The following is a 19646-nucleotide window of genomic DNA, read 5'->3' on the forward strand; positions in this document are numbered from 1 at the left end:
ACAGAACCACGAAAACCGATCGAACAGGGTGGAATGCAATGAAGCGCAAGGTCTTGAAAGTGATGGATGGTGAGGCAGTCTTTCCACCACCTATCTGGATGATGCGTCAGGCCGGACGCTACCTTCCTGAATATCGCGAAGTACGCAAACAAGCCGGAAGCTTTCTCGACCTTTGCTATTCGCCCGATCTGGCTGTCGAAGTGACGCTTCAGCCTATCCGCCGTTTTGGCTTTGATGCAGCCATTCTGTTTTCAGATATTCTGGTTGTCCCTCACGCCCTTGGACGAGACCTTCGCTTTGAAGAAGGAAGAGGGCCTTTGATGACACCGATTGATGCGGATGAAATCTTTTGGCTTGAGACGGAAGGTGTCGCAAAACGCCTTGAGCCGGTCTATGAGACGGTTCGGCTGCTCCGCGAGCAGTTACCCGAGGAAACAACGCTGTTGGGCTTCTGTGGCGCTCCCTGGACCGTTGCGACCTATATGATCGCCGGTCATGGCACACCGGATCAGGCTCCAGCTCGCCTGTTTGCCTATCGCTTCCCGGAAGCCTTTGAAAAGCTTTTGAATGATCTGGCAGATGTTTCAGCCGAATATCTCATCGAACAGCTCGATGCAGGTGCGGATGCCGTGCAGATTTTCGATTCCTGGTCCGGCGTTCTGGATGAAGATTGCTTTGAACGCTTCTGTGTTCGTCCCGTGGCCCGCATTGTGCAAAAAGTGAGGGCAGTTTATCCCGAAGCCCGCATCATCGGTTTCCCGAAAGGTGCCGGAATGCTTTACGCGGGCTATCGCGAAAAGACCGGGGTTGACGTTCTGGGCCTCGACTGGTCTGTGCCGAATTCCTTTGCGCGTGAACTTCAGACCGAAGGCGCTATCCAGGGAAATCTTGATCCCTTGCGCGTTGTGGCCGGTGGCGAAGCTTTGGACGAAGGCGTTGATGCGATCCTCAAAAATCTCGGGCAGGGTCCACTGATCTTCAATCTGGGTCACGGAATTACGCCACAGGCACCGATTGAGAATGTTCAGCGCATGATTGATCGGGTTCGTGGAGGCTACTGATGGTGGCTTCTGACAAAACAAACAGCGGTAAGGCCGCTCTGATCCGTACCATCGTCGCTCTGGTGGTTGTGGTACTCGGTTTATGGGGATTGTTTCACGTGAATCCAGCTGATGCTTATCTTTGGGTCAAGGCGATCCACGTCATTGCTGTTATCGCCTGGATGGCGGGAATGCTCTATCTGCCGCGGCTCTTCGTCTATCATTGCGCCGCAGCACCCGGCTCTGAAACGTCCGAAACCTTCAAGGTTATGGAGCGCAGGTTGCTGCGTTTCATCATAAATCCCGCTATGATTGTAACGTGGATTGCCGGTCTCTGGATGGCCTGGGAAATTTTCGGTTTTCAGGGTGGCTGGCTGCACGCAAAGCTTCTGCTCGTGGTGCTGCTGTCGGGCCTGCATGGTTATCTTTCCAAAGCCACGCGCCTTTTTGCGCAGGACAAGAACACAAAATCGGCCAAGCATTGGCGAATCATCAATGAAGTACCGACAATCCTGATGATACTCATTGTCATTCTGGTGATCGTGAAACCGTTCTGATTTCCAAATTTTATAAAGAAAGCCCGGTATTTATCCGGGCTTTTTATTTGGCTCCGGGTATTTTTAGCAGAGCCACTTTCCATTTTCTAAGACTCGCACTAGCTTTTACCTATTGAACAAAAGACCGACACACCTTATGTGACACTTGCTCTTCATGCTGCAAACCGGTATGGATGAGTCCTCTTCCCACCATGACAGCAGGCCTTCGATGCCGGTCACAACTCAAGTGACCCACCTTTCCGAACAACTGCATTTTCTCCTTAAATTTCAAAAGAGTTCCTCACACATGCAGGAAATGAAACTACAAGAACTTAAAAATAAGACCCCGGTCGAGCTGCTGGCATTTGCCGAAACGCTTGAGGTCGAAAATGCGAGCGCGATGCGCAAGCAGGAACTGATGTTCGCGATCCTCAAAAGCCTTGCTGCTCAAGATGTCGAAATTATCGGCGAGGGCGTTGTTGAAGTGCTGCAGGACGGATTTGGCTTCCTGCGCTCTGCCGACGCCAACTATCTCCCGGGTCCTGACGATATTTATATTTCTCCTTCCCAGCTTCGCCGCTTCTCGCTGAAGACCGGCGATACGGTAGAAGGCCCGATCCGTGGTCCAAAGGAAGGCGAACGTTATTTCGCGCTTCTCAAGGTCAACACGATCAACTTTGAAGATCCTGAAAAGATCCGCCACAAGGTTCATTTCGATAACCTGACACCGCTCTATCCGAATGAGCGCTTCAAGATGGAACTTGAAGTTCCGACTTCGAAGGATCTTTCGTCACGCGTTATCGATCTCGTGGCACCACTCGGCAAGGGCCAGCGCGGTCTGATCGTGGCTCCACCACGTACCGGTAAAACGGTTCTGTTGCAGAACATCGCTCATTCGATCACTGCCAATCATCCTGAATGCTATCTGATCGTTCTTCTCATCGACGAACGTCCGGAAGAAGTGACCGACATGCAGCGTTCGGTGAAGGGTGAAGTTGTTTCTTCGACCTTCGATGAACCGGCATCGCGCCACGTTCAGGTTGCTGAAATGGTTATCGAAAAGGCCAAGCGTCTGGTCGAGCATGGCCGTGACGTTGTGATCCTTCTCGACTCCATCACCCGTCTGGGACGCGCCTACAATACCGTTGTGCCGTCATCGGGTAAGGTTCTGACCGGTGGTGTGGATGCAAACGCATTGCAGCGTCCGAAGCGCTTCTTCGGTGCAGCCCGTAACATCGAAGAGGGTGGCTCGCTCACCATCATCGCAACGGCGCTGATCGACACCGGCTCGCGCATGGACGAAGTGATCTTTGAAGAATTCAAGGGCACCGGTAACTCGGAAATCGTCCTCGACCGCAAGGTTGCAGACAAGCGTATCTTCCCGGCCATGGATATTCTCAAGTCCGGTACGCGTAAGGAAGACCTGCTCGTCCCACGCGCCGATCTTCAGAAGATTTTCGTTCTGCGCCGTATCCTTGCACCGATGGGAACAACCGACGCGATCGAATTCCTCATCGACAAGCTCAAGCAGACAAAGAGCAATGGCGAGTTCTTCGACTCGATGAACACGTAATCCAAAGATTGCAATTAATAGAAAACGCCGCGTTGAGAAATCAGCGCGGCGTTTTTGTTTCATCAATACAGCGGTTCCAGTTAGGATTAAATCGTTGGAACCGCTGCAACTATCTGTTTTTACGCATTATCCGACGCAAAACCGCTTCGCACTTTTGCTGGAAATGCTATAATACCTCAAGAATGGCCTCTGAGGAGGATTTCGAGTGCAGCCGGGGTCTCTACCGGTGCAAGGCACACTTGCCCCTTACAGAGCCACGCTGAAGGTTTATCAGTGTGTGCGGTGCCGCCTGTTGGAAGTTCAATCGCTTTGCCGGCTTCAAACGGAACGAACTTATCGACCCGCCGTGGATCGGGATTGTGTTGAGCGATCAAGCTTAGTTCGCCTTCACTGCTTTCCTCGGCAATCACTAAAGACATGGGTTCGGCTGCAAAGCGGGCAGCGTTCAAAATACCAATCTGACCATATTGCTGGACAAGAGCGCGGCCCATGGCTTGTTCAACCAGACGCTCATTCTGATTATAAAGATGCAGATCACCGGTCACGAGAAACAGGCGCGTGAAAGCTTCGATGATCTGGCTTGTAGCACTGGGGATCGCTTCGTCATAATCGCCATAGGCATGGAGAATGACATCTTCCGCATCAAGCGCCGAAAGCCGATAGTTGCCTGATGCATCGCGATTGGCTGCATCTAGTGCATCTTTAAGTGCCACAGCATCAACGATGAATGTTCGATCTCCTGTCGCTTCAAAGAGTGACAGGGCAGCATTAATCATCGCTGCGTAATCGGTGGAGAGGGCAGGGTAGAGTAACACGTCATCCATCCGGCAATGCGCCATGCGACCATTCTGAAAAGATGACCCTATTGAACGATAAGCGGTGACGGCATATTCAATCCAGTCCTGCCTTTGAAAACTGCGCCCAGCTTCAGCCAGTGCGCGAATTGCCAGAGCGTTCCAGTCTGTGAGTGCCTTTTCATCTCGTCCTGGGCGGACGCGTTGGCTGCGATAAGCCAATAGCTTCTGTTTCGAAGCTTCTATATCCGGCGGGAGCATTGCCGGTTCGCCGACAGCGTGAATGCGATTGAGAATGTTGCTGCCTTCAAAATTGCCTGTGGGCTTCACGCCATACCAGGATTTGAATCTTTCAGCCTGATCACCGAGGACGGCATCAATCTCGCTATCGGTGAATATATAAAACTTGCCTTCCTCACCCTCGCTATCAGCATCCAGACTGGATGCAAAACTTCCGTCGGGCAGGCGCATTTCGAGCATCAACCAATCGATAACATCTTCGATTCGGAGGCGGAACAAATCATCTTGCGTTTCCGCATAGGCGTAGGTCGCATGGCGAATGACCTGCGCATTGTCATACAGCATCTTTTCGAAATGCGGCACCAGCCAATCGGCATCGACGCTATAGCGGCAAAGCCCGCCACCCAGATGATCGTAAATGCCACCTTGCAACATTGTTTTGAGAGAAAGCAGAAACGCGTCGCGATGTGAAACTTCGCGATTATAAAGCCAGGACAGCCATAAGGCATCCATGAAGGGTGCATTGGGAAACTTGGGCGCATTATCTATGCCGCCACGTACCGGATCAAACATGGCATGGATGCGGTCTGCGACTTCGTTAAAGCGTGTCACTTCATTGGCGCGCGCTTCGCTTTGAGCGGCCAACTGGGCTTCCAGATGATTGAATACAGCCTCGGCATTATGGTTAATTTTTTCTTTATTTCCCTGCCAGAGATTGTTGACGGCGTTGAGCACATCAACGAAGCCGGGCATGTTATGCCGCGCCCTCGGCGGGAAATAAGTTCCACCCCAGAAAGGCTTACCGTCGGGGCGCAGGAACATGGTAAGCGGCCAGCCGCCCTGCTGTCCCATGGCGCTTAAAGCGGCCATATAAATTTGGTCGATATCCGGTCGTTCTTCGCGGTCGACTTTTACATTTACGAAAAGCGCGTTCATGACTTCCGCGATTTCCGGGTTCTCGAAAGACTCATGCGCCATCACATGGCACCAGTGACATGCCGCATAACCGACAGAAAGCAGGATAGGGCGGTTCAATTCGCGTGCAGCATCCAGCGCTTGTTTGCTCCATGGCTGCCAGTGAACCGGATTATCGGCATGTTGACGAAGATAAGCGCTTGGCTCTCTGCCGAGCCTGTTGCTGCTGATATCAGTCATAAGCCTTTTCTTTCCTGACACGAATGAATATCACGTAGTCATCTATATAGAACGGGAAATCAAATGAGCGAGCCGCAACATCTTCAGGACACGATTTTCGCCTTGTCGAGTGGACGCCTGCCTTCTGGTGTGGCGGTGGTACGCATATCCGGCCCACAAGTTCGATTCGTTCTCGAAACGATTCTTGGAAAGACCATTGAACCGAGATACGCTGCGTATAAGACTTTTCTAACGCGCGCTGGCGACGCGATCGATAAGGGCTTGGCACTTTTCTTTCCGGGCCCGAACAGCTTTACCGGCGAGGATTGCGCGGAGTTTCATCTGCATGGCGGCATTGCAGTGGTCGAAAAGCTCTTGGAAGAACTCAGCACTTTCCCGAATTCCCGAATGGCTGAAGCGGGTGAATTTACCCGTCGCGCATTCACTAATGGCAAGATGGATCTGACGATTGCTGAAGGTTTGGCCGATCTGATTGCGGCGGAGACGGAAGGCCAGCGTCGCCTTGCATTGCAGGTCGCGTCTGGAGCGCAGCGTCAGCTTTATACAGAGTGGCGTCAGAAGCTTATTCGCTCCCGCGCATTGATTGAGGCTGAACTCGACTTCGCTGATGAAAGCGATGTACCTGGTTCCGTTTCGGGGCAGGTATGGGAGCAACTCAAGTCTCTGCAGAGTGAAATTACCCGCCATATTGAAAGCGGCAAACGAGCCGCCATGTTGCGGGATGGTTTGCATGTCGTCATTGCTGGTGCACCCAATGCCGGCAAGTCGAGCCTGCTCAACTTCCTTGCCGGTCGGGAGATCGCAATTATCTCGGAAGAGGCGGGTACAACACGCGATCTGCTTGAAGTTAAACTCAATCTCGGCGGCATCCCGGTCTATGTGACGGACACAGCGGGATTGCGTGAGACGACCAGTCAGGTCGAGCGTATCGGGATTGAGCGAGCCCGCGAACGCGCGGCCGAGGCTGATCTGGTTCTATTGCTTGAGGATATGCAGAATCCGATTGCAGTAACTTTGGAAGAGGGTAGTGCGGATATCTGGACCGTGGGAACCAAAGCTGACCTTGGCAATGCTGCTGGTTCTGCGGATTGGCAGTTTGAAATTTCCACCAAGACGGCTGATGGCCTTGATCAATTGTTGAACGCCCTGCAATCCTTTGCCGAGGAACGGATAGGCTTGATCAATGACGCAGTACCAACGCGCCAGAGACATATCAATTTGTTGAAATCGACAATCTCTGAAATCTCAATAGCGGCAGAGCGAGATGATCTTCCGCTAGAATTGCGCGCTGAAAACATGCGCCGCGCATCGCAATATCTCGGACGCATTACCGGCGATGTCGACGTTGAGGAAATATTGGACGTTATCTTTTCGCAATTTTGCATCGGAAAATGAGTGATTCACGTGAAACAGTGGGAGGAGCGCTTGCGACCCCAAGAAATGTTTCACGTGAAACATCTGTGGAATCTGCATAGGCTTATTGACTCCCGTTCTCATCCGTGAGTCGAGTTTCGTATCAAATTTATCAAAGAGTTGATCGCACCTCAGTCGGGTTACCCCTTCCGTTGAAAGCATAAACATGTCAAAGAGACAGCTTTCCAGAGCGATTCCGATTGGCGACATTTTCTGATACGCTCTCCCTCTTTGCCTTACGCATTATCCAACGCAAAGCTGCATGGCACTTTTGCTGGGAATGCCTAGATTGGATTCGGAAGCATCAGTATGAACAACATAGGTTCTGCCGAAGCGACAGCTTTTGATGTTATCGTCATTGGTGGTGGACATGCAGGCTGCGAAGCTGCAGCAGCTTCCGCGCGCGCAGGCGCGCGCACCGCTCTCGTCACGCATCGCTTCGATACAATTGGCGTGATGTCCTGCAATCCTGCGATTGGTGGTCTGGGCAAAGGCCATCTTGTTCGCGAGATCGACGCGCTTGATGGCTTGATGGGGCGTGTTGCAGATAAGGCGGGCATTCAGTTCCGTTTGCTCAATCGTCGTAAAGGACCAGCCGTTCGTGGTCCCCGCACACAGGCTGACCGAAAGCTTTATCGGCTTGCGATGCAGGATCTTATTTCTGCGCAGGATAATCTGACGGTTGTTGAGGGCGGCGCTTCAGATATTCGCGTAACTGACGGAACTATCACCGGGGTTATTCTCGGTGACGGTCGCGCGCTGACTTGTGCGGCTGTGGTCCTGACAACCGGTACATTCCTGAACGGCCTTATTCATATTGGTGAGAAGAAAATCCCGGCCGGCCGTATGGGTGAGAACCCGGCGCTCGGACTGTCGGATACTTTGCGCGGTTTAGGTTTTGCTGTCGGGCGCCTCAAGACAGGGACACCACCGCGTCTCGACGGTCGAACGATTGACTGGCAGAGCCTCGATATGCAGTCGGCAGATGAAGACCCGGTCCCATTCTCGTTGATGACCGACAAGATCACCACTCCACAGATTGATTGTGGTATCACGCGTACGACACCTGAAACGCACGCAATCATTCGCGCTAATCTTCATCGATCTGCAATGTATTCCGGTTCTATCGAAGGGGTCGGCCCGCGCTATTGCCCATCCGTTGAAGACAAGATCGTCAAATTTGGTGATCGCGATGGACATCAGATATTTTTGGAGCCGGAAGGGTTGGACGATCATACCGTATATCCAAACGGCATTTCGACATCTCTGCCGGAGGAAGTACAGCTTGCTTATCTCAAGACTATACCCGGTCTTGAAAAGGCGAGTATGTTGCAGCCTGGCTACGCCATTGAATATGACTTCATCGATCCGCGCGAATTGAAGCGTAGTCTGGAAACGCGCCGCGTGACTGGTCTTTTCCTAGCTGGCCAGATTAATGGCACGACCGGTTATGAAGAAGCAGGCGCACAAGGTCTGCTTGCTGGTCTGAATGCTGCAAAGCGGGCAGAGGGCAGCGAGCCAGTTATTATTCAGCGCACGGAAGCCTATATTGGTGTTATGGTCGATGATCTGACATCGCGTGGTGTAAGCGAGCCTTATCGCATGTTCACCTCCCGCGCCGAATTCCGTCTGTCTTTGCGTGCTGACAATGCTGATCAAAGGCTCACGCCTTTGGCCGATCAGCTCGGCATTCTTGGGTCGGAGCGACGCGAGAAGTTCGCAGCACGGCAGGACGCATTGTCGGCAGCGCGCGATTTGACCAAGGAACTCACGATTACACCAAACCAGGCAAGTCGTTATGAGCTCCATCTTAATCAGGATGGCGTGCGTCGTTCGGCTTATGATCTTCTATCCTATCCGGATATTGATCTACAGAAGCTGCAGGCTATCTGGCCAGAGCTGAACACCATTGATTCGATTACGCGGGAAGCGTTGGAAATCGAAGCTCAATACTCGGTCTATATGGATCGCCAGCAAAGCGATATTGCTGTGATGGAGCGGGAAGAGCGTCTCTTCATTCCTGCGTCATTGGACTTTGATGCTATTTCCGGCCTGTCAAACGAGCTCAAATTCAAGCTGAAGCAGCGTAAGCCGGAGACAATTGCAGAAGCGCAGCGCGTTGAAGGTATTACACCTGCAGCCCTTGCTTTGCTTATCACGCATATTAAGAAGCATAGCGCGCGTGAGCGTGCTGCTGCTGAACTAAACGCCGGGAAAAGCGTAGCATGACTGTGGATAGCCGTTATTCAAGCTTGAAAACTATTGTTCCGGGTGTTTCACGTGAAACAAATGAGCGGCTGATTGCCTTTGAAGAGCTGTTTCGCAAGTGGTCTTCGGCCATTAATCTGGCGTCACCTTCTACCCTTGCGGACCTGTGGAGCCGTCATATTCTCGACAGTGCGCAGATATTTCCGCTCGCTCCCGACGCTAAGCGATGGCTTGATCTCGGATCTGGCGGCGGCTTTCCCGGTATCGTAACCGCATGCTTTCTGAAGGAAGTTCAGGGTGCTTCGATTGATCTGGTCGAAAGTGCGGGAAAAAAGGCTGCGTTTCTTCGTACAGCTGCAGGCCATCTGGCTGTGCCAGCGCGCATTCACTCTGCCCGCATTGAAGCGATGTGGGATAGAATTGACGTGCCGGATGTCGTAACAGCCCGCGCACTCGCCTCGTTGACCGATCTTTTCGAACTCGCTGAGCCTTGGCTTACCAAGGGTTCAAAGGCTCTTTTTCAAAAAGGTCGGGATTACCAGAGAGAAATCGATGAAAGCCGTGTCGGCTGGCGTTTCGATCTGGTACAACATGAAAGTGCTATCGATAAAGCTTCGGTGATACTCGAAATCAGCAATCTTCGACGCATTGCAGATTAATTCGTTATCTCAGAGCAGAAAGCAGCAGGGCGACGGTATGAACAAGAGATCCAGGATCATAACCATTGCGAACCAGAAGGGCGGCGTTGGCAAGACAACGACTGCCATTAATCTGGCTACCGCATTGGCCGCCATTGGCGAAACTGTGCTGATTGTCGATCTTGATCCGCAGGGTAACGCGAGTACCGGGCTTGGTATTGACCGGCAGAACCGTCCATTATCGTCTTATGACGTGCTGACGCAGGAAGCTTCCGTGAATGAAGCCGCCATGCAGAGCGATGTTCCAAATCTGTACATCGTTCCGTCAACACTCGATTTGCTCGGTATCGAAATGGAAATCGCACAGGCGCCGGATCGTACGCGCCGCTTGCGTGATGCGCTGCGTTTTGATTCAGCTGTTGCAGAGAAATTTTCTTATGTGCTGGTGGATTGCCCGCCATCACTCAATCTTCTGACGCTTAATGCGATGGCAGCAGCAGATTCTGTCATGGTTCCGCTGCAGTGTGAGTTCTTCGCGCTTGAAGGTCTCAGCCAGTTGCTCCAGACGGTCAATCAGGTTCGGTCGACGATTAATCCTGAACTGACTATTCAGGGCATCGTGCTCACCATGTTCGATAGCCGCAACAACCTCGCTTCGCAGGTTGTTGAAGACGTTCGCGCTTTCATGGGCGAGAAGGTCTATCGTACTGTTATTCCACGCAATGTGCGTGTTTCGGAAGCGCCATCGCATGGCAAGCCAGCTATTCTGTATGATCTGAAATGTGCAGGCAGCCAGGCCTATCTACAGCTTGCTTCCGAAGTTATTCAGCGTGAGCGGCAGCTTCAGGCCGCATAATAATAAGCGAGTATCGGATAAGCGATACTTTATCGATTCGACTACGTAACAATTGCAGGAACTGCCGACGATGAACGACGATCCTTCAAAAAAGCGCCTTGGCCGCGGCTTGGCCGCCCTGATCGGTGAAATCGACCGCCCGGCGGAAGAACGCAAGGTGCCGATTTCAAGCGAGCGTAATGTTCCGATTGAGTTCGTAACACGCAATCCGCGCAATCCGCGTCGCATGTTTTCGGAAGTCGAACTTGAAGATCTGGCGCAGTCGATCAAGGAACACGGTGTCGTTCAGCCAATCGTGGTTCGTCCGGCGCCAGGCGAGCCGGATCGCTTTGAGCTGATCGCTGGTGAACGTCGCTGGCGCGCATCGCAGCGCGCGGGCGTCGACAGCATCCCGGTGATCATCCGCGATGTTGATGATCGCGTGGCGCTTGAGATTGCAATCGTTGAAAACGTACAGCGTGCTGACCTCAACGCGGTCGAAGAAGCTATGGGATATCAACAGCTTATCGACAATCACGATTATACGCAGAACGATCTGGCCCAGGTTATCGGCAAAAGCCGCAGCCATGTGGCCAATACGCTGCGTCTTTTAAAACTGCCACAACGCGTACAGGATTTTATCTCTGATGGCGCTTTGTCGGCTGGTCATGCCCGTAGCCTGATCACGATGGAAGATCCGACCGCTCTGGCTGAGCGGGTTGTGAAAGAGGGCCTGTCTGTGCGTCAGGTTGAGGCCTTGTCTCAGGCACGCAACGGTACCGAGCCAAAGCCGGGCAAGAGTGTGCCCATCGAGAAAGATGCTGACACTAAAGCGCTTGAAAAGCTGCTGTCCGATGTCACTGGAATGAAGGTTGAGATCAATCATCGCGAACGTGGTGGCGATGTCAAAATTCGCTACAGCTCGCTCGAACAGCTGGACGAGATTTGCCGTCGCCTGCAGAGCTGATCCTATTTCGTCTGACACTTGGTATTTGAGACCGTGAAACATCATCTGTTTCACGGTTTTTTTCGTTAAAGCGTGTCGCGATTAATTCTGTCCACTCAGCTCGTTCCATCTCTTTGTTTTCGACACTTCGTTGTCGGATCGTAGCGGGAAAAAAACCAGTCGAGTCTATAGAAATCCCGGCGAAGACGGCCTCAACTTTTCCAGCACATGCTTCAGCGACCTCGGGCTTTGATGAGCGAAAAGACAATGATAATCATCAGGACGATGCCGATGATCACGCCGATTGAGCTTCCCCAGACCGCACCATAATTGCCACCGATCAGCCAGCCAAGCATTGCGCCGAGCATGAGCAGAAGAATCGGGGGAATGCAGCCAATCATTGTTTTATTCCAATAAGTTATAACTATATGTAGGGACCGGAATCTTGCGATTTCGTTTCTTCCAATAAAGCTAATATTATTGAGCAGTGTGATGAACTCAAGATTGGGTGAGGGTACTCACAGGCTGTTGATTATAGCATTTCCAGCAAAAGTGCGAAGCGGTTTTGCGTCGGATAATGCGTAAAAACAAATAGTTACAGTGGTTCCAACGATTTATTTCTAACTGGAACCGCTGTAAGTCCTGAAATGTCATCAATGGGTCCGTGTACCCGGTTTCTATCGAAGCGCTTGTAAGTCGTGTAGTATTTAGACACTGCTTTCTGATCGCCGGGCTTGGGAGATACCACTTCTATGGAAATGCTGACGCAAATTATCATTCATACGCCTGTCTATGTTTGGGGCCTGCTTGCTTATCTCATCATAACGGGGATCAAAGGGCGTGAAACACGAACGGTGACCGTTTGGCGAATGCTGTTTGTGCCGGTGATTTTCATCGCTGTTGGCTTTTTGCATTTCGACAGCAATTCAGATCAGTTCAGCACGTTTCTGATGGCCTGGTTTGTGGGCCTGTTTGTGCTGGCACCTGTCGGATATTTCACGGGACCGCGCATTCTGGCGGTTGATCGTGAGAACAAAACTATCGAGCGTGCAGGCACGATTTTGCCGCTGATCAGAAATCTGATTTTCTTCTGCTCTCAATATGCGCTGGCAGTGCTGAACGCGTTTTATCCGGGAGAGCACGCATCCCTTACATTGATTACAGCCGTCGTATCTGGCGCGTCAGCGGGTTATTTTGGCGGCTGGTTGGTCTCGCTGTGGCGCAAGTATCAGGAAAGCCCGCAGCTTACAGCGGTTCCAGTTAAGAAAGAATCGTTGGAACCGCTGTAACTGTTTGTTTTTACGCATTATCCGACGCAAAACCGCTTCGCACTTTTGCTGGAAATGCTATAAGCTTGGTTAGAATTCTATCGGCGCGAGAGTTTCACGGCTTCTACCGAAATCGCCAGCAAGCATTGGCGGATGATCGGCACAGCCAATGCCGCATTCTGACGGCTTTCCAAAACCGCGCGTTGCAGACGCTCCATCACACGGGAAAGACTGTCGGCATTCCAGCGGCCGACGGCGTTTTCAATCAGCTTTTTGCGGTTGAAGAAGATCGGAGGCCGTGCTGATGCAACAACAATTGAGGCACTTTTGCGCTCAGTGTCTGCGATATGGCGTAGGGTCTGTATCTGTTGGAACTGACGAGTCGCTGTGTTGAGCACCAAAAAGGGTGCTGTGCCTGATTTTACGACGCGGTCAAATGTCATCTCAAAACGTGACAGATCGCCGTTTAGGACAGCATCCACCACTTCGTCGGTCGAAAGCCCGGCCACATCGCCAACGGCTTCCCGCACATCATCTATGTCAATTCGTTCCTTGCCGCGCGCATAAAGGCAGAGCTTTTCCAGCTCGCCACGCGTGGCAAGACGATCGCCGCCAAGGCTCGCCCGCAACAGCTGGCGCCCGTCCATGGTGATCTGCATTTTCCATTCGGCTAGAACGTCGTCAATCACCCCGTCTATGCCGCGCGCATCGTCTGAATAGCAGGGCAACGCCATGCCGGCAGAACCGTTCTCTACAGCACTGCGAAGGCCTGCGCCTTTCTTAAGATCGCCTGCTTCAACCAGAATATAGGTTTCACGCGGCGGCTCGCTCACCAGAAGTTTCACGGCATCCGCGAGCTTCTTTTGCCCGGCTGCATTCTTGATCCAGATGAGGCGCTCGCCGCCGAACATCGAAATTGTCCGCGCTTCGTCTGCGAGCTTTGAAGGATCGGCATCGATTTCATCGGCTTCCATGCGGATGACGGCAAAGGGATCGTCGAGCGGAAGCTTGGTCGCCTGCGCGTATCGACGCGCACGTTCGCTCACCAGCCCCTTATCAGGGCCGTAGAGCAGCACAACCGGAAACGAGCTGCTCGGCTTTCCAATAAACTGATCGACTTCGTGTGCTTTCTTTTGCGCCATTAGGATTAAGTAGCGCAATTCGTTTTCAAACGAAACAGCCGCCGGTCAAACTGAACGGCGGCTGTGAAACAAAGCTGTTTGTAATATTATTCGATCAGCAAAGCATCGTCATCGAGTGTCTGTCCGCGCACTTTGCGGAACATTTCGATGAGGTCTTCAACGCCGAGCGTCTTGCGTTTGTCACCGGTTACGTCGAGCAGAATCTTGCCGCCATGCAGCATGATGGTGCGGTCGCCATAATCGAGCGCCTGACGCATGGAATGCGTGACCATCAGTGCTGTCAGCTTGTTTTCAGCAATCAGCGTGCGGGTCAGTTCCATGACGAATTCAGCCATGCCGGGATCAAGTGCTGCCGTATGCTCATCAAGCAGCAGCACTTCTGAACCCGCCAATGTTGCCATGATTAGCGAGAGCGCCTGACGCTGACCGCCGGAGAGAAGCTCCATGCGATCCTGCATGCGGTTTTCGAGGCCGAGATTGAGGCTTGCCACGCGTTCGCGGAACCACTCACGGCGCTTGGAATTAAGCGCGTGGGTAAGGCCACGGCGTGTTCCACGCGATGCAGCCAGTGCCAGGTTTTCTTCAATCGTCAGCGTGCCGCAGCTGCCTGCAAGCGGGTCCTGAAACACGCGCGCCACAAGACCAGCACGCTCGGCAGTGGATTTGCGGGTCACATCCTGTCCGCTGATCACAACCTTGCCAGCGGTCGGGATGACATCGCCTGCAAGCACGCCCAGCATTGTCGATTTGCCAGCGCCGTTGGAACCGATCACGGTGACGAACGAGCCTTGCTCCATCGTCAGATTGATCTTGTTGAGCACCTGCTTTTCCAGCGGTGTTCCACGACCGAAGATGACCTCAAGGTTGGATACTTCGATCATGATGATGCTCCTCCGCGGCGCAGGCGCGGCAATATCAGCGCGAAGGTAACAAGAAGTGCCGTCGCAATGTTGAGGTCAGAAGCCTGAAGCCCGACAATGCTGCCATTGGAAAGCGCGAGCTGGATAGCGATGCGGTAGATGATCGAACCGGCAACACAGCCAATGAGAATGACGAGGATGAGACGTGAGCGCAGCAATGTTTCGCCGATGATCACAGCAGCAAGGCCGACAACGATTGTACCCACGCCGGAGGTCACGTCTGCAAAGCCGTTTGTCTGGGCGAAAAGCGAGCCACCAAGCGCTACGAGAGCATTGGAGAGTGCCATACCAAGGTAAATCTGGCGATCAGTGCGTACGCCCTGTGCGCGGGCCATTTTCGGATTGGCGCCAGTTGCACGCATCGCAAGGCCCATGTCGCTTTCGAGGAAGCGCCAGACCAGGAATACCGTGATGGCAACCAGCACAAACAGGAAGGCCGGACGCACATAATATTCAGGAATGCCGTGACCGAAGAACGGAGACAGCATCGTATCCTGATTAATCAGTGCGATATTCGGACGACCCATGACGCGCAGATTGACCGAGAACAGTGCAATCATCGTCAGAATGGAAGCCAGCAGGTTGAGGATCTTGAAGCGCACGTTGAGTGTCGCTGTCACCAGACCGGCAATCGAGCCTGCAATCATCGCAACACCGGCGGAAAGCCATGGATTCCAGCCAGCAAGGATCAGAACGCCTGTTACGGCCGCACCAAGCGGAAACGAGCCATCCACGGTCAGATCGGGGAAATCGAGCACGCGGAAAGCCAGATAGACGCCGATGGCGACAAAAGAGAAGACGAGGCCCAATTCGACCGCACCCCAGAAGGCGATCTGACTCACATTGAGATTCCTTGTTCTTTGCCGTCATTGAAAATGAAAACGCACCATTCAAGGCACATAGATTCACTGGCTTTCGCACATTCAGGCATTTGCCTTCTTATGTCCGAAAGACCTGTTTCAATCACGACCGGTTTTGATTTGAGTTTGTTCCAAACACATTTGCCTTTGGAACCATTCCCCGGTTTTTCATGCGCAATTTTATTGCTTGCGATTGTTCTGGCTCTGTCTTTTTCCCGATACAACCCAAAAGCTCCAATAAGCAAGCATTATCGCTGCAAATGCGCCAAAAAGCACCAGTCTGTGCGCCTGTTACAACATTCAGCTCACTCGGTTTCGCTCATACTTCGCCGCGTGCCCGCCATAGCTCCCAGGCAAATCGTGCGCGGACGCCAATGTCGAGGAATGGTCGTGGTGGCAGTTCGGTCGGGCTGCCGAGCTTCAGCATGTCGTCGATCAGCGGATTGTCGATATCGCAGGCCATGTCGGCTGCAAGAATGCCGCCAATCGTGCCTTTGGTGATGCCGACGCCGTTCTGGCAAAGCGAGGTGTAAACATTCTTGGCGATCTGCCCAAAACCCGGAGCGCCATTGCGTGACAGGCAGATGAAGCCGGTCCATGTGTGTTCCATATCGACGTTTGAAAGCATCGGGAAACGCTCGTCGAACAGCCGTTTGTGCTCACGCTTGATTGTTTGGCGCCGTGCATCCGACTGGCGCAGCGACGGGCAGAAATGCACGTTCTGCCGAACCAGTATGCGCCGGTCAGAGGTAAGGCGCATGGTGATGCCAGCAAAGGAATTGGCGGGTGTCAGACCCCAAGGAGCGACTTCGCCGATGGCTTTGTATTCCTGATCGTCAAGCTTGCGGCTGAGGCTCGCATGGGCTGCGAAATTCAGAAGCTTGCGCCTGAAAAAGCCGAACTGCTCACCAAAGCCGTTGACAGTCAGGATCATGGCGGGTGCCTGAACCTGGCCCTTTGCCGTGCTTATGAGGATACGGTCGCCATAATCGATCTTGGTTACGGCAGAGTTCTCATAAAGCGTGACATTTTCAGGAAGGTTGTCGGCAAGGCCACGCACCAGAGCAGCAGGGTTCAGCAGTGATGTGCCATAGGTGAAGATCGCTGCTTTAAAATGGCTGGTACCGAGCCGTTTGGTAAGAGCATCGCCTTCAAGCCAGTCGAAGGGTTCTTTAAGGCGCTCCAGCTCTTTGACGGTTGGCTCAAGAACCTCACGCATCCCCTGATCGGAAACAGCTGCGTGAAACTTTCCATCCTGCCGCCAGTCGCAGTCGATGCCATGCTGGTCAATCTGCTGTTTCAGATGGTCGATGGCTGCACGCGCCAGCGCACGGTAGCTGTGCGACTTGGCCAGCTCCTCCATCGATGAGCTGACATTGTGCGGCAGATCAATGGCAAAGCCTGCAGCGCGTCCGGATGTGCCTTTTCCGACTTCCTGCGCATCGATGAGTGCAATCTGGTCATTGGGCCGGTTTTCGGCCAGCCTCCGGGCGGCGGCTAAGCCTGCATATCCAGCGCCCAGCACAATCCAGTCAGCTTTGATATCGCCTTTAAGTGCAGCTCGTGGCGCACGGGCAGGTAATATCCTGCTCCAGCCATTGGTGTTGTCATCAGCGGGAAGGATACGAATGGCAGGCATTTTGAAAACTCGACAGTTTTAAAAGAAAAGGGCGGGAAATCGTCCCGCCCTTTTCTTTAGGATAGAAATTGCAATTATTCGACCTTGCTGGTTGCGCGGTCGATAACAGCCTGCGGGAACTCGACGCCCATCTTCTTTGCAGCAGCAAGATTGATGACGAGGTCGGTGCCCTTGGCGATGTCGACAGCGATATCGCCTGGCTTTTCGCCGTTGAGGATTTTCACAACGACAGCGCCGGTCTGCTTGCCAACGTCGTAATAGTTGAAGCCGAGAGCGGCGAGCGCACCGCGCTTGACGGAATCCGTATCCGCGGTGAAGAGCGGCAGCTTGCTTTCTTCGGCAACACCGACGGCGCTTTCGAGAGCCGAAACGATGGTGTTGTCGGTCGGCACATACATCGCATCTGCACGGCCAACGAGGGCACGGGCTGCGCCCTGAACTTCCGCCGATTTGGTTGCAGCCGATTCAACGATCTCGATGTCTTCAGCAGAAGCGGCTTCCTTCAGTGCTGCCAGAAGCGACACGGAGTTGGTTTCGCCGGAATTGTAGAGATAGCCGAGCTTCTTGATGTTCGGCATCACTTCCTTGATGAGCTTGATGTGCTCAGCCACTGGCGACATGTCGGAGAGGCCGGTTACGTTGCCGCCCGGCTTTGCCATGTCCTTGACGAGCTGTGCGCCAACCGGATCGGAAACAGCGGTGAAGACAATCGGAATATCACGCGTTGCGGAAACAACAGCCTGAGCCGAAGGCGTGGAAATCGGAACGATTACGTCTGGAGCTTCGCCAACGAACTGGCGTGCGATCTGCGCAGCGGTTGCTGGATTACCCTGAGCGGACTGGTAGACGAACTTCAAGTTTTCGCCTTCCTTGAAGCCAGCAGCAGCCAGCGCGTCTTTCACGCCGTCGCGCGCAGCATCAAGTGCCGGATGTTCAACGATAGCAGTAACGGCAACCGTTACATCCTTGGCCTGAGCCGTCGTTACAAGAGCCGTTGCGGCCAGCAAGGCCAGAAGCATAGAACGCATGAAAATCTCCCCTGTTTTGGTGCGTTGCCCATTTGGGCATTTTGTCGGCATACACCTTATATCCAATACCATTTTTTCCAGAATGGGATTGAAGATCTATCCGCCTGAGATTGAGGCTTAATCGGGTCCGTTTGGGCTGTCAACGTGTCGTCATCGCAGGCGCTTTCCAGCCCGCTATATTCTGTTTCATGAACACAGTGTTCAGTGCCCTTTCAATGGCTATCGCGCACCGCCATATTCTGACAAAACAGATGAAAAGTGCCCCTGCACAAAGTTTGAAGCATTGTTCTGCCGCGTCCTGTTTCACGCTGGCCGGATCATGCTCTGAGGAACATAGTCATGAAAAATATCGGCTTTCTCTCATTCGGTCATTGGTCGCCTTCGCCACAGTCCGGCACGCGTTCTGCAAGCGATGCGCTTTTGCAGTCGATAGACCTTGCTGTCGCTGCTGAAGAGCTTGGTGCGGATGGCGCATATTTCCGTGTGCATCATTTTGCCCGCCAGCTTGCTTCGCCATTTCCGCTGCTTGCAGCTGTAGGTGCCAGGACCAGCAAGATCGAGATCGGTACTGCCGTCATCGATATGCGCTATGAAAACCCGCTATACATGGTCGAAGATGCAGGCGCTGCGGATCTGATCTCCAAAGGACGCCTGCAGCTCGGGATCAGCCGTGGTTCACCCGAACAGGTGATCGATGGCTGGCGTTATTTCGGCTATGAGCCGGAAGAAGGCATGACCGATGCCGATATGGGCCGCAAGCATGGTGAGGTGTTCTTTGAGGCGCTGAAAGGCGAAGGCTTTGCACAGCCAAATCCGCGGCCAATGTTTCCAAACCCTCCGGGGCTTCTGAAGATCGAACCGCACTCGGAAGGTCTCAGAGATCGTATCTGGTGGGGGGCTGCTTCTGACGCAACCGCAATCTGGGCCGCAAAGCTTGGTATGAACCTGCAAAGCTCGACCTTGAAGAAGGACGAAAGCGGCGAGCCTTTGCATATTCAGCAGGCCAAGCAGATTCGCGCTTATCGCGAAGCCTGGAAAGAAGCCGGACATACGCGCACGCCGCGCGTTTCAGTCAGCCGCAGCATTTTTGCGCTGGTGAATGATCGTGACCGTGCCTATTTCGGCAATGGCGGCAAAGAGCAGGACCAGATTGGCTATATCGAGGAAAATCTGCGTGCGGTCTTTGGCCGGTCCTATGCAGCTGAACCAGACCAGCTGATCAAGGAACTTGCCAAGGATGAGGCGGTTGCTGAAGCTGATACACTGCTTCTGACCGTGCCAAACCAGCTTGGTGTCGAGTACAACGCGCATGTGATCGAGTCGATCCTCAAGCATGTTGCACCGGGACTTGGCTGGCGCTGAGATCATTTTACTTCAAAAACAGCCCCGCAGCATTCACTTGCTGCGGGGT

17 protein-coding genes are annotated in these 19646 nt (G+C 53.1%); 10 read left to right on the top strand and 7 right to left on the bottom strand.

The annotated features are described in order from the left end of the window. Window positions 1–38 precede the first annotated feature (38 nt). The 3 genes from hemE to rho all read left to right on the top strand — a co-directional run bounded on the left by hemE (window position 39) and on the right by rho (window position 3149). Entirely contained in the window at window positions 39–1061 is a 1023-nt protein-coding gene (hemE, locus tag RT142_RS14945; protein WP_079212460.1) for a uroporphyrinogen decarboxylase, read from the top strand. Then, the gene (gene hemJ / locus RT142_RS14950; protein ID WP_112804478.1) at window positions 1061–1597 is read left to right on the top strand and encodes a protoporphyrinogen oxidase HemJ; all 537 of its coding nucleotides are present in this window, start codon (window positions 1061–1063) and stop codon (window positions 1595–1597) included. Before hemE ends, hemJ begins: the two co-directional genes overlap by 1 nt. Before the next feature lie 286 nt (window positions 1598–1883). Next, window positions 1884–3149 carry a transcription termination factor Rho gene (gene rho, locus RT142_RS14955; protein ID WP_024898458.1) on the top strand — a complete coding sequence of 422 codons (1266 nt, stop codon included), beginning with the start codon at window positions 1884–1886 and terminating at the stop codon, window positions 3147–3149. 176 nt (window positions 3150–3325) lie between these two features. On the opposite strand, the gene RT142_RS14960 is transcribed toward rho, so the two are convergent. Then, entirely contained in the window at window positions 3326–5338 is a 2013-nt protein-coding gene (locus tag RT142_RS14960) for a thioredoxin domain-containing protein (protein WP_313029618.1), read from the bottom strand. Between the two features lie 63 nt (window positions 5339–5401). Between RT142_RS14960 and mnmE the strand changes: the two genes are divergently transcribed. The 5 genes from mnmE (at window position 5402) to RT142_RS14985 (ending at window position 11399) form a co-directional block, all read left to right on the top strand. Continuing rightward, complete coding sequence (gene mnmE / locus RT142_RS14965) at window positions 5402–6733, top strand: tRNA uridine-5-carboxymethylaminomethyl(34) synthesis GTPase MnmE (protein ID WP_207441518.1); 1332 nt, start codon at window positions 5402–5404, stop codon at window positions 6731–6733. Window positions 6734–7069: 336 nt separating this feature from the next. Further along, window positions 7070–8980: a tRNA uridine-5-carboxymethylaminomethyl(34) synthesis enzyme MnmG gene (gene mnmG, locus RT142_RS14970; RefSeq protein ID WP_112804717.1), complete on the top strand. Its 1911-nt coding sequence runs from the start codon at window positions 7070–7072 to the stop codon at window positions 8978–8980. Beyond that, window positions 8977–9618 carry a 16S rRNA (guanine(527)-N(7))-methyltransferase RsmG gene (gene rsmG, locus RT142_RS14975; RefSeq protein ID WP_064322224.1) on the top strand — a complete coding sequence of 214 codons (642 nt, stop codon included), beginning with the start codon at window positions 8977–8979 and terminating at the stop codon, window positions 9616–9618. The genes mnmG and rsmG overlap by 4 nt, the downstream gene beginning before the upstream one ends. Before the next feature lie 37 nt (window positions 9619–9655). Then, window positions 9656–10453: a ParA family protein gene (locus RT142_RS14980; RefSeq protein WP_007872399.1), complete on the top strand. Its 798-nt coding sequence runs from the start codon at window positions 9656–9658 to the stop codon at window positions 10451–10453. A 70-nt stretch (window positions 10454–10523) separates the two neighbouring features. Beyond that, the gene (locus RT142_RS14985) at window positions 10524–11399 is read left to right on the top strand and encodes a ParB/RepB/Spo0J family partition protein (RefSeq protein WP_064322222.1); all 876 of its coding nucleotides are present in this window, start codon (window positions 10524–10526) and stop codon (window positions 11397–11399) included. Between the two features lie 212 nt (window positions 11400–11611). Here the strand turns inward: RT142_RS14985 and RT142_RS14990 are convergent, their stop codons facing one another. After that, on the bottom strand, window positions 11612–11779 hold the full coding sequence (locus RT142_RS14990) for a hypothetical protein (RefSeq protein WP_153223073.1): 168 nt from the start codon (window positions 11777–11779) through the stop codon (window positions 11612–11614). A gap of 351 nt (window positions 11780–12130) precedes the next feature. Between RT142_RS14990 and RT142_RS14995 the strand changes: the two genes are divergently transcribed. Next, on the top strand, window positions 12131–12667 hold the full coding sequence (locus RT142_RS14995) for a DUF6622 family protein (RefSeq protein WP_207441616.1): 537 nt from the start codon (window positions 12131–12133) through the stop codon (window positions 12665–12667). 77 nt (window positions 12668–12744) lie between these two features. Here the strand turns inward: RT142_RS14995 and holA are convergent, their stop codons facing one another. The 5 genes from holA to RT142_RS15020 form a co-directional block, all read right to left on the bottom strand. Next, complete coding sequence (gene holA, locus RT142_RS15000; RefSeq protein WP_313029694.1) at window positions 12745–13788, bottom strand: DNA polymerase III subunit delta; 1044 nt, start codon at window positions 13786–13788, stop codon at window positions 12745–12747. Between the two features lie 86 nt (window positions 13789–13874). Continuing rightward, a complete protein-coding gene (locus RT142_RS15005) occupies window positions 13875–14669 on the bottom strand; it encodes an ABC transporter ATP-binding protein (protein WP_007872386.1) in 795 nt (264 codons plus the stop codon). Further along, on the bottom strand, window positions 14666–15550 hold the full coding sequence (locus RT142_RS15010) for an ABC transporter permease (protein WP_024898468.1): 885 nt from the start codon (window positions 15548–15550) through the stop codon (window positions 14666–14668). Before RT142_RS15010 ends, RT142_RS15005 begins: the two co-directional genes overlap by 4 nt. A 337-nt stretch (window positions 15551–15887) precedes the next feature. Further along, window positions 15888–17207 (bottom strand): FAD-dependent oxidoreductase, encoded by a 1320-nt coding sequence (locus RT142_RS15015; RefSeq protein WP_313029624.1) that lies wholly within the window; start codon window positions 17205–17207, stop codon window positions 15888–15890. A 74-nt stretch (window positions 17208–17281) separates the two neighbouring features. Next, window positions 17282–18235 carry an ABC transporter substrate-binding protein gene (locus tag RT142_RS15020; protein ID WP_113158734.1) on the bottom strand — a complete coding sequence of 318 codons (954 nt, stop codon included), beginning with the start codon at window positions 18233–18235 and terminating at the stop codon, window positions 17282–17284. Between the two features lie 339 nt (window positions 18236–18574). On the opposite strand from RT142_RS15020, the gene RT142_RS15025 reads away from it, so the two are divergent. Further along, window positions 18575–19597 carry an LLM class flavin-dependent oxidoreductase gene (locus tag RT142_RS15025; protein ID WP_007872368.1) on the top strand — a complete coding sequence of 341 codons (1023 nt, stop codon included), beginning with the start codon at window positions 18575–18577 and terminating at the stop codon, window positions 19595–19597. Window positions 19598–19646: the final 49 nt, after the last annotated feature.

Origin of the sequence: Brucella sp., assembly GCF_032066345.1 — a bacterium.
GTDB lineage: Bacteria > Pseudomonadota > Alphaproteobacteria > Rhizobiales > Rhizobiaceae > Brucella > Brucella pseudogrignonensis.

Coding starts and splice junctions, on each gene's coding strand:
- RT142_RS14980 (WP_007872399.1), top strand. CDS start 9,656: ATGAACAAGAGATCCAGGATCATAACCATTGCGAACCAGAAGGGCGGC.
- RT142_RS14995 (WP_207441616.1), top strand. CDS start 12,131: ATGGAAATGCTGACGCAAATTATCATTCATACGCCTGTCTATGTTTGG.
- rsmG (WP_064322224.1), top strand. CDS start 8,977: ATGACTGTGGATAGCCGTTATTCAAGCTTGAAAACTATTGTTCCGGGT.
- mnmE (WP_207441518.1), top strand. CDS start 5,402: ATGAGCGAGCCGCAACATCTTCAGGACACGATTTTCGCCTTGTCGAGT.
- RT142_RS14985 (WP_064322222.1), top strand. CDS start 10,524: ATGAACGACGATCCTTCAAAAAAGCGCCTTGGCCGCGGCTTGGCCGCC.
- RT142_RS14990 (WP_153223073.1), bottom strand. CDS start 11,779: ATGATTGGCTGCATTCCCCCGATTCTTCTGCTCATGCTCGGCGCAATG.
- RT142_RS15025 (WP_007872368.1), top strand. CDS start 18,575: ATGAAAAATATCGGCTTTCTCTCATTCGGTCATTGGTCGCCTTCGCCA.
- holA (WP_313029694.1), bottom strand. CDS start 13,788: ATGGCGCAAAAGAAAGCACACGAAGTCGATCAGTTTATTGGAAAGCCG.
- rho (WP_024898458.1), top strand. CDS start 1,884: ATGCAGGAAATGAAACTACAAGAACTTAAAAATAAGACCCCGGTCGAG.
- RT142_RS15020 (WP_113158734.1), bottom strand. CDS start 18,235: ATGCGTTCTATGCTTCTGGCCTTGCTGGCCGCAACGGCTCTTGTAACG.
- hemJ (WP_112804478.1), top strand. CDS start 1,061: ATGGTGGCTTCTGACAAAACAAACAGCGGTAAGGCCGCTCTGATCCGT.
- RT142_RS15005 (WP_007872386.1), bottom strand. CDS start 14,669: ATGATCGAAGTATCCAACCTTGAGGTCATCTTCGGTCGTGGAACACCG.
- hemE (WP_079212460.1), top strand. CDS start 39: ATGAAGCGCAAGGTCTTGAAAGTGATGGATGGTGAGGCAGTCTTTCCA.
- RT142_RS14960 (WP_313029618.1), bottom strand. CDS start 5,338: ATGACTGATATCAGCAGCAACAGGCTCGGCAGAGAGCCAAGCGCTTAT.
- RT142_RS15015 (WP_313029624.1), bottom strand. CDS start 17,207: ATGCCTGCCATTCGTATCCTTCCCGCTGATGACAACACCAATGGCTGG.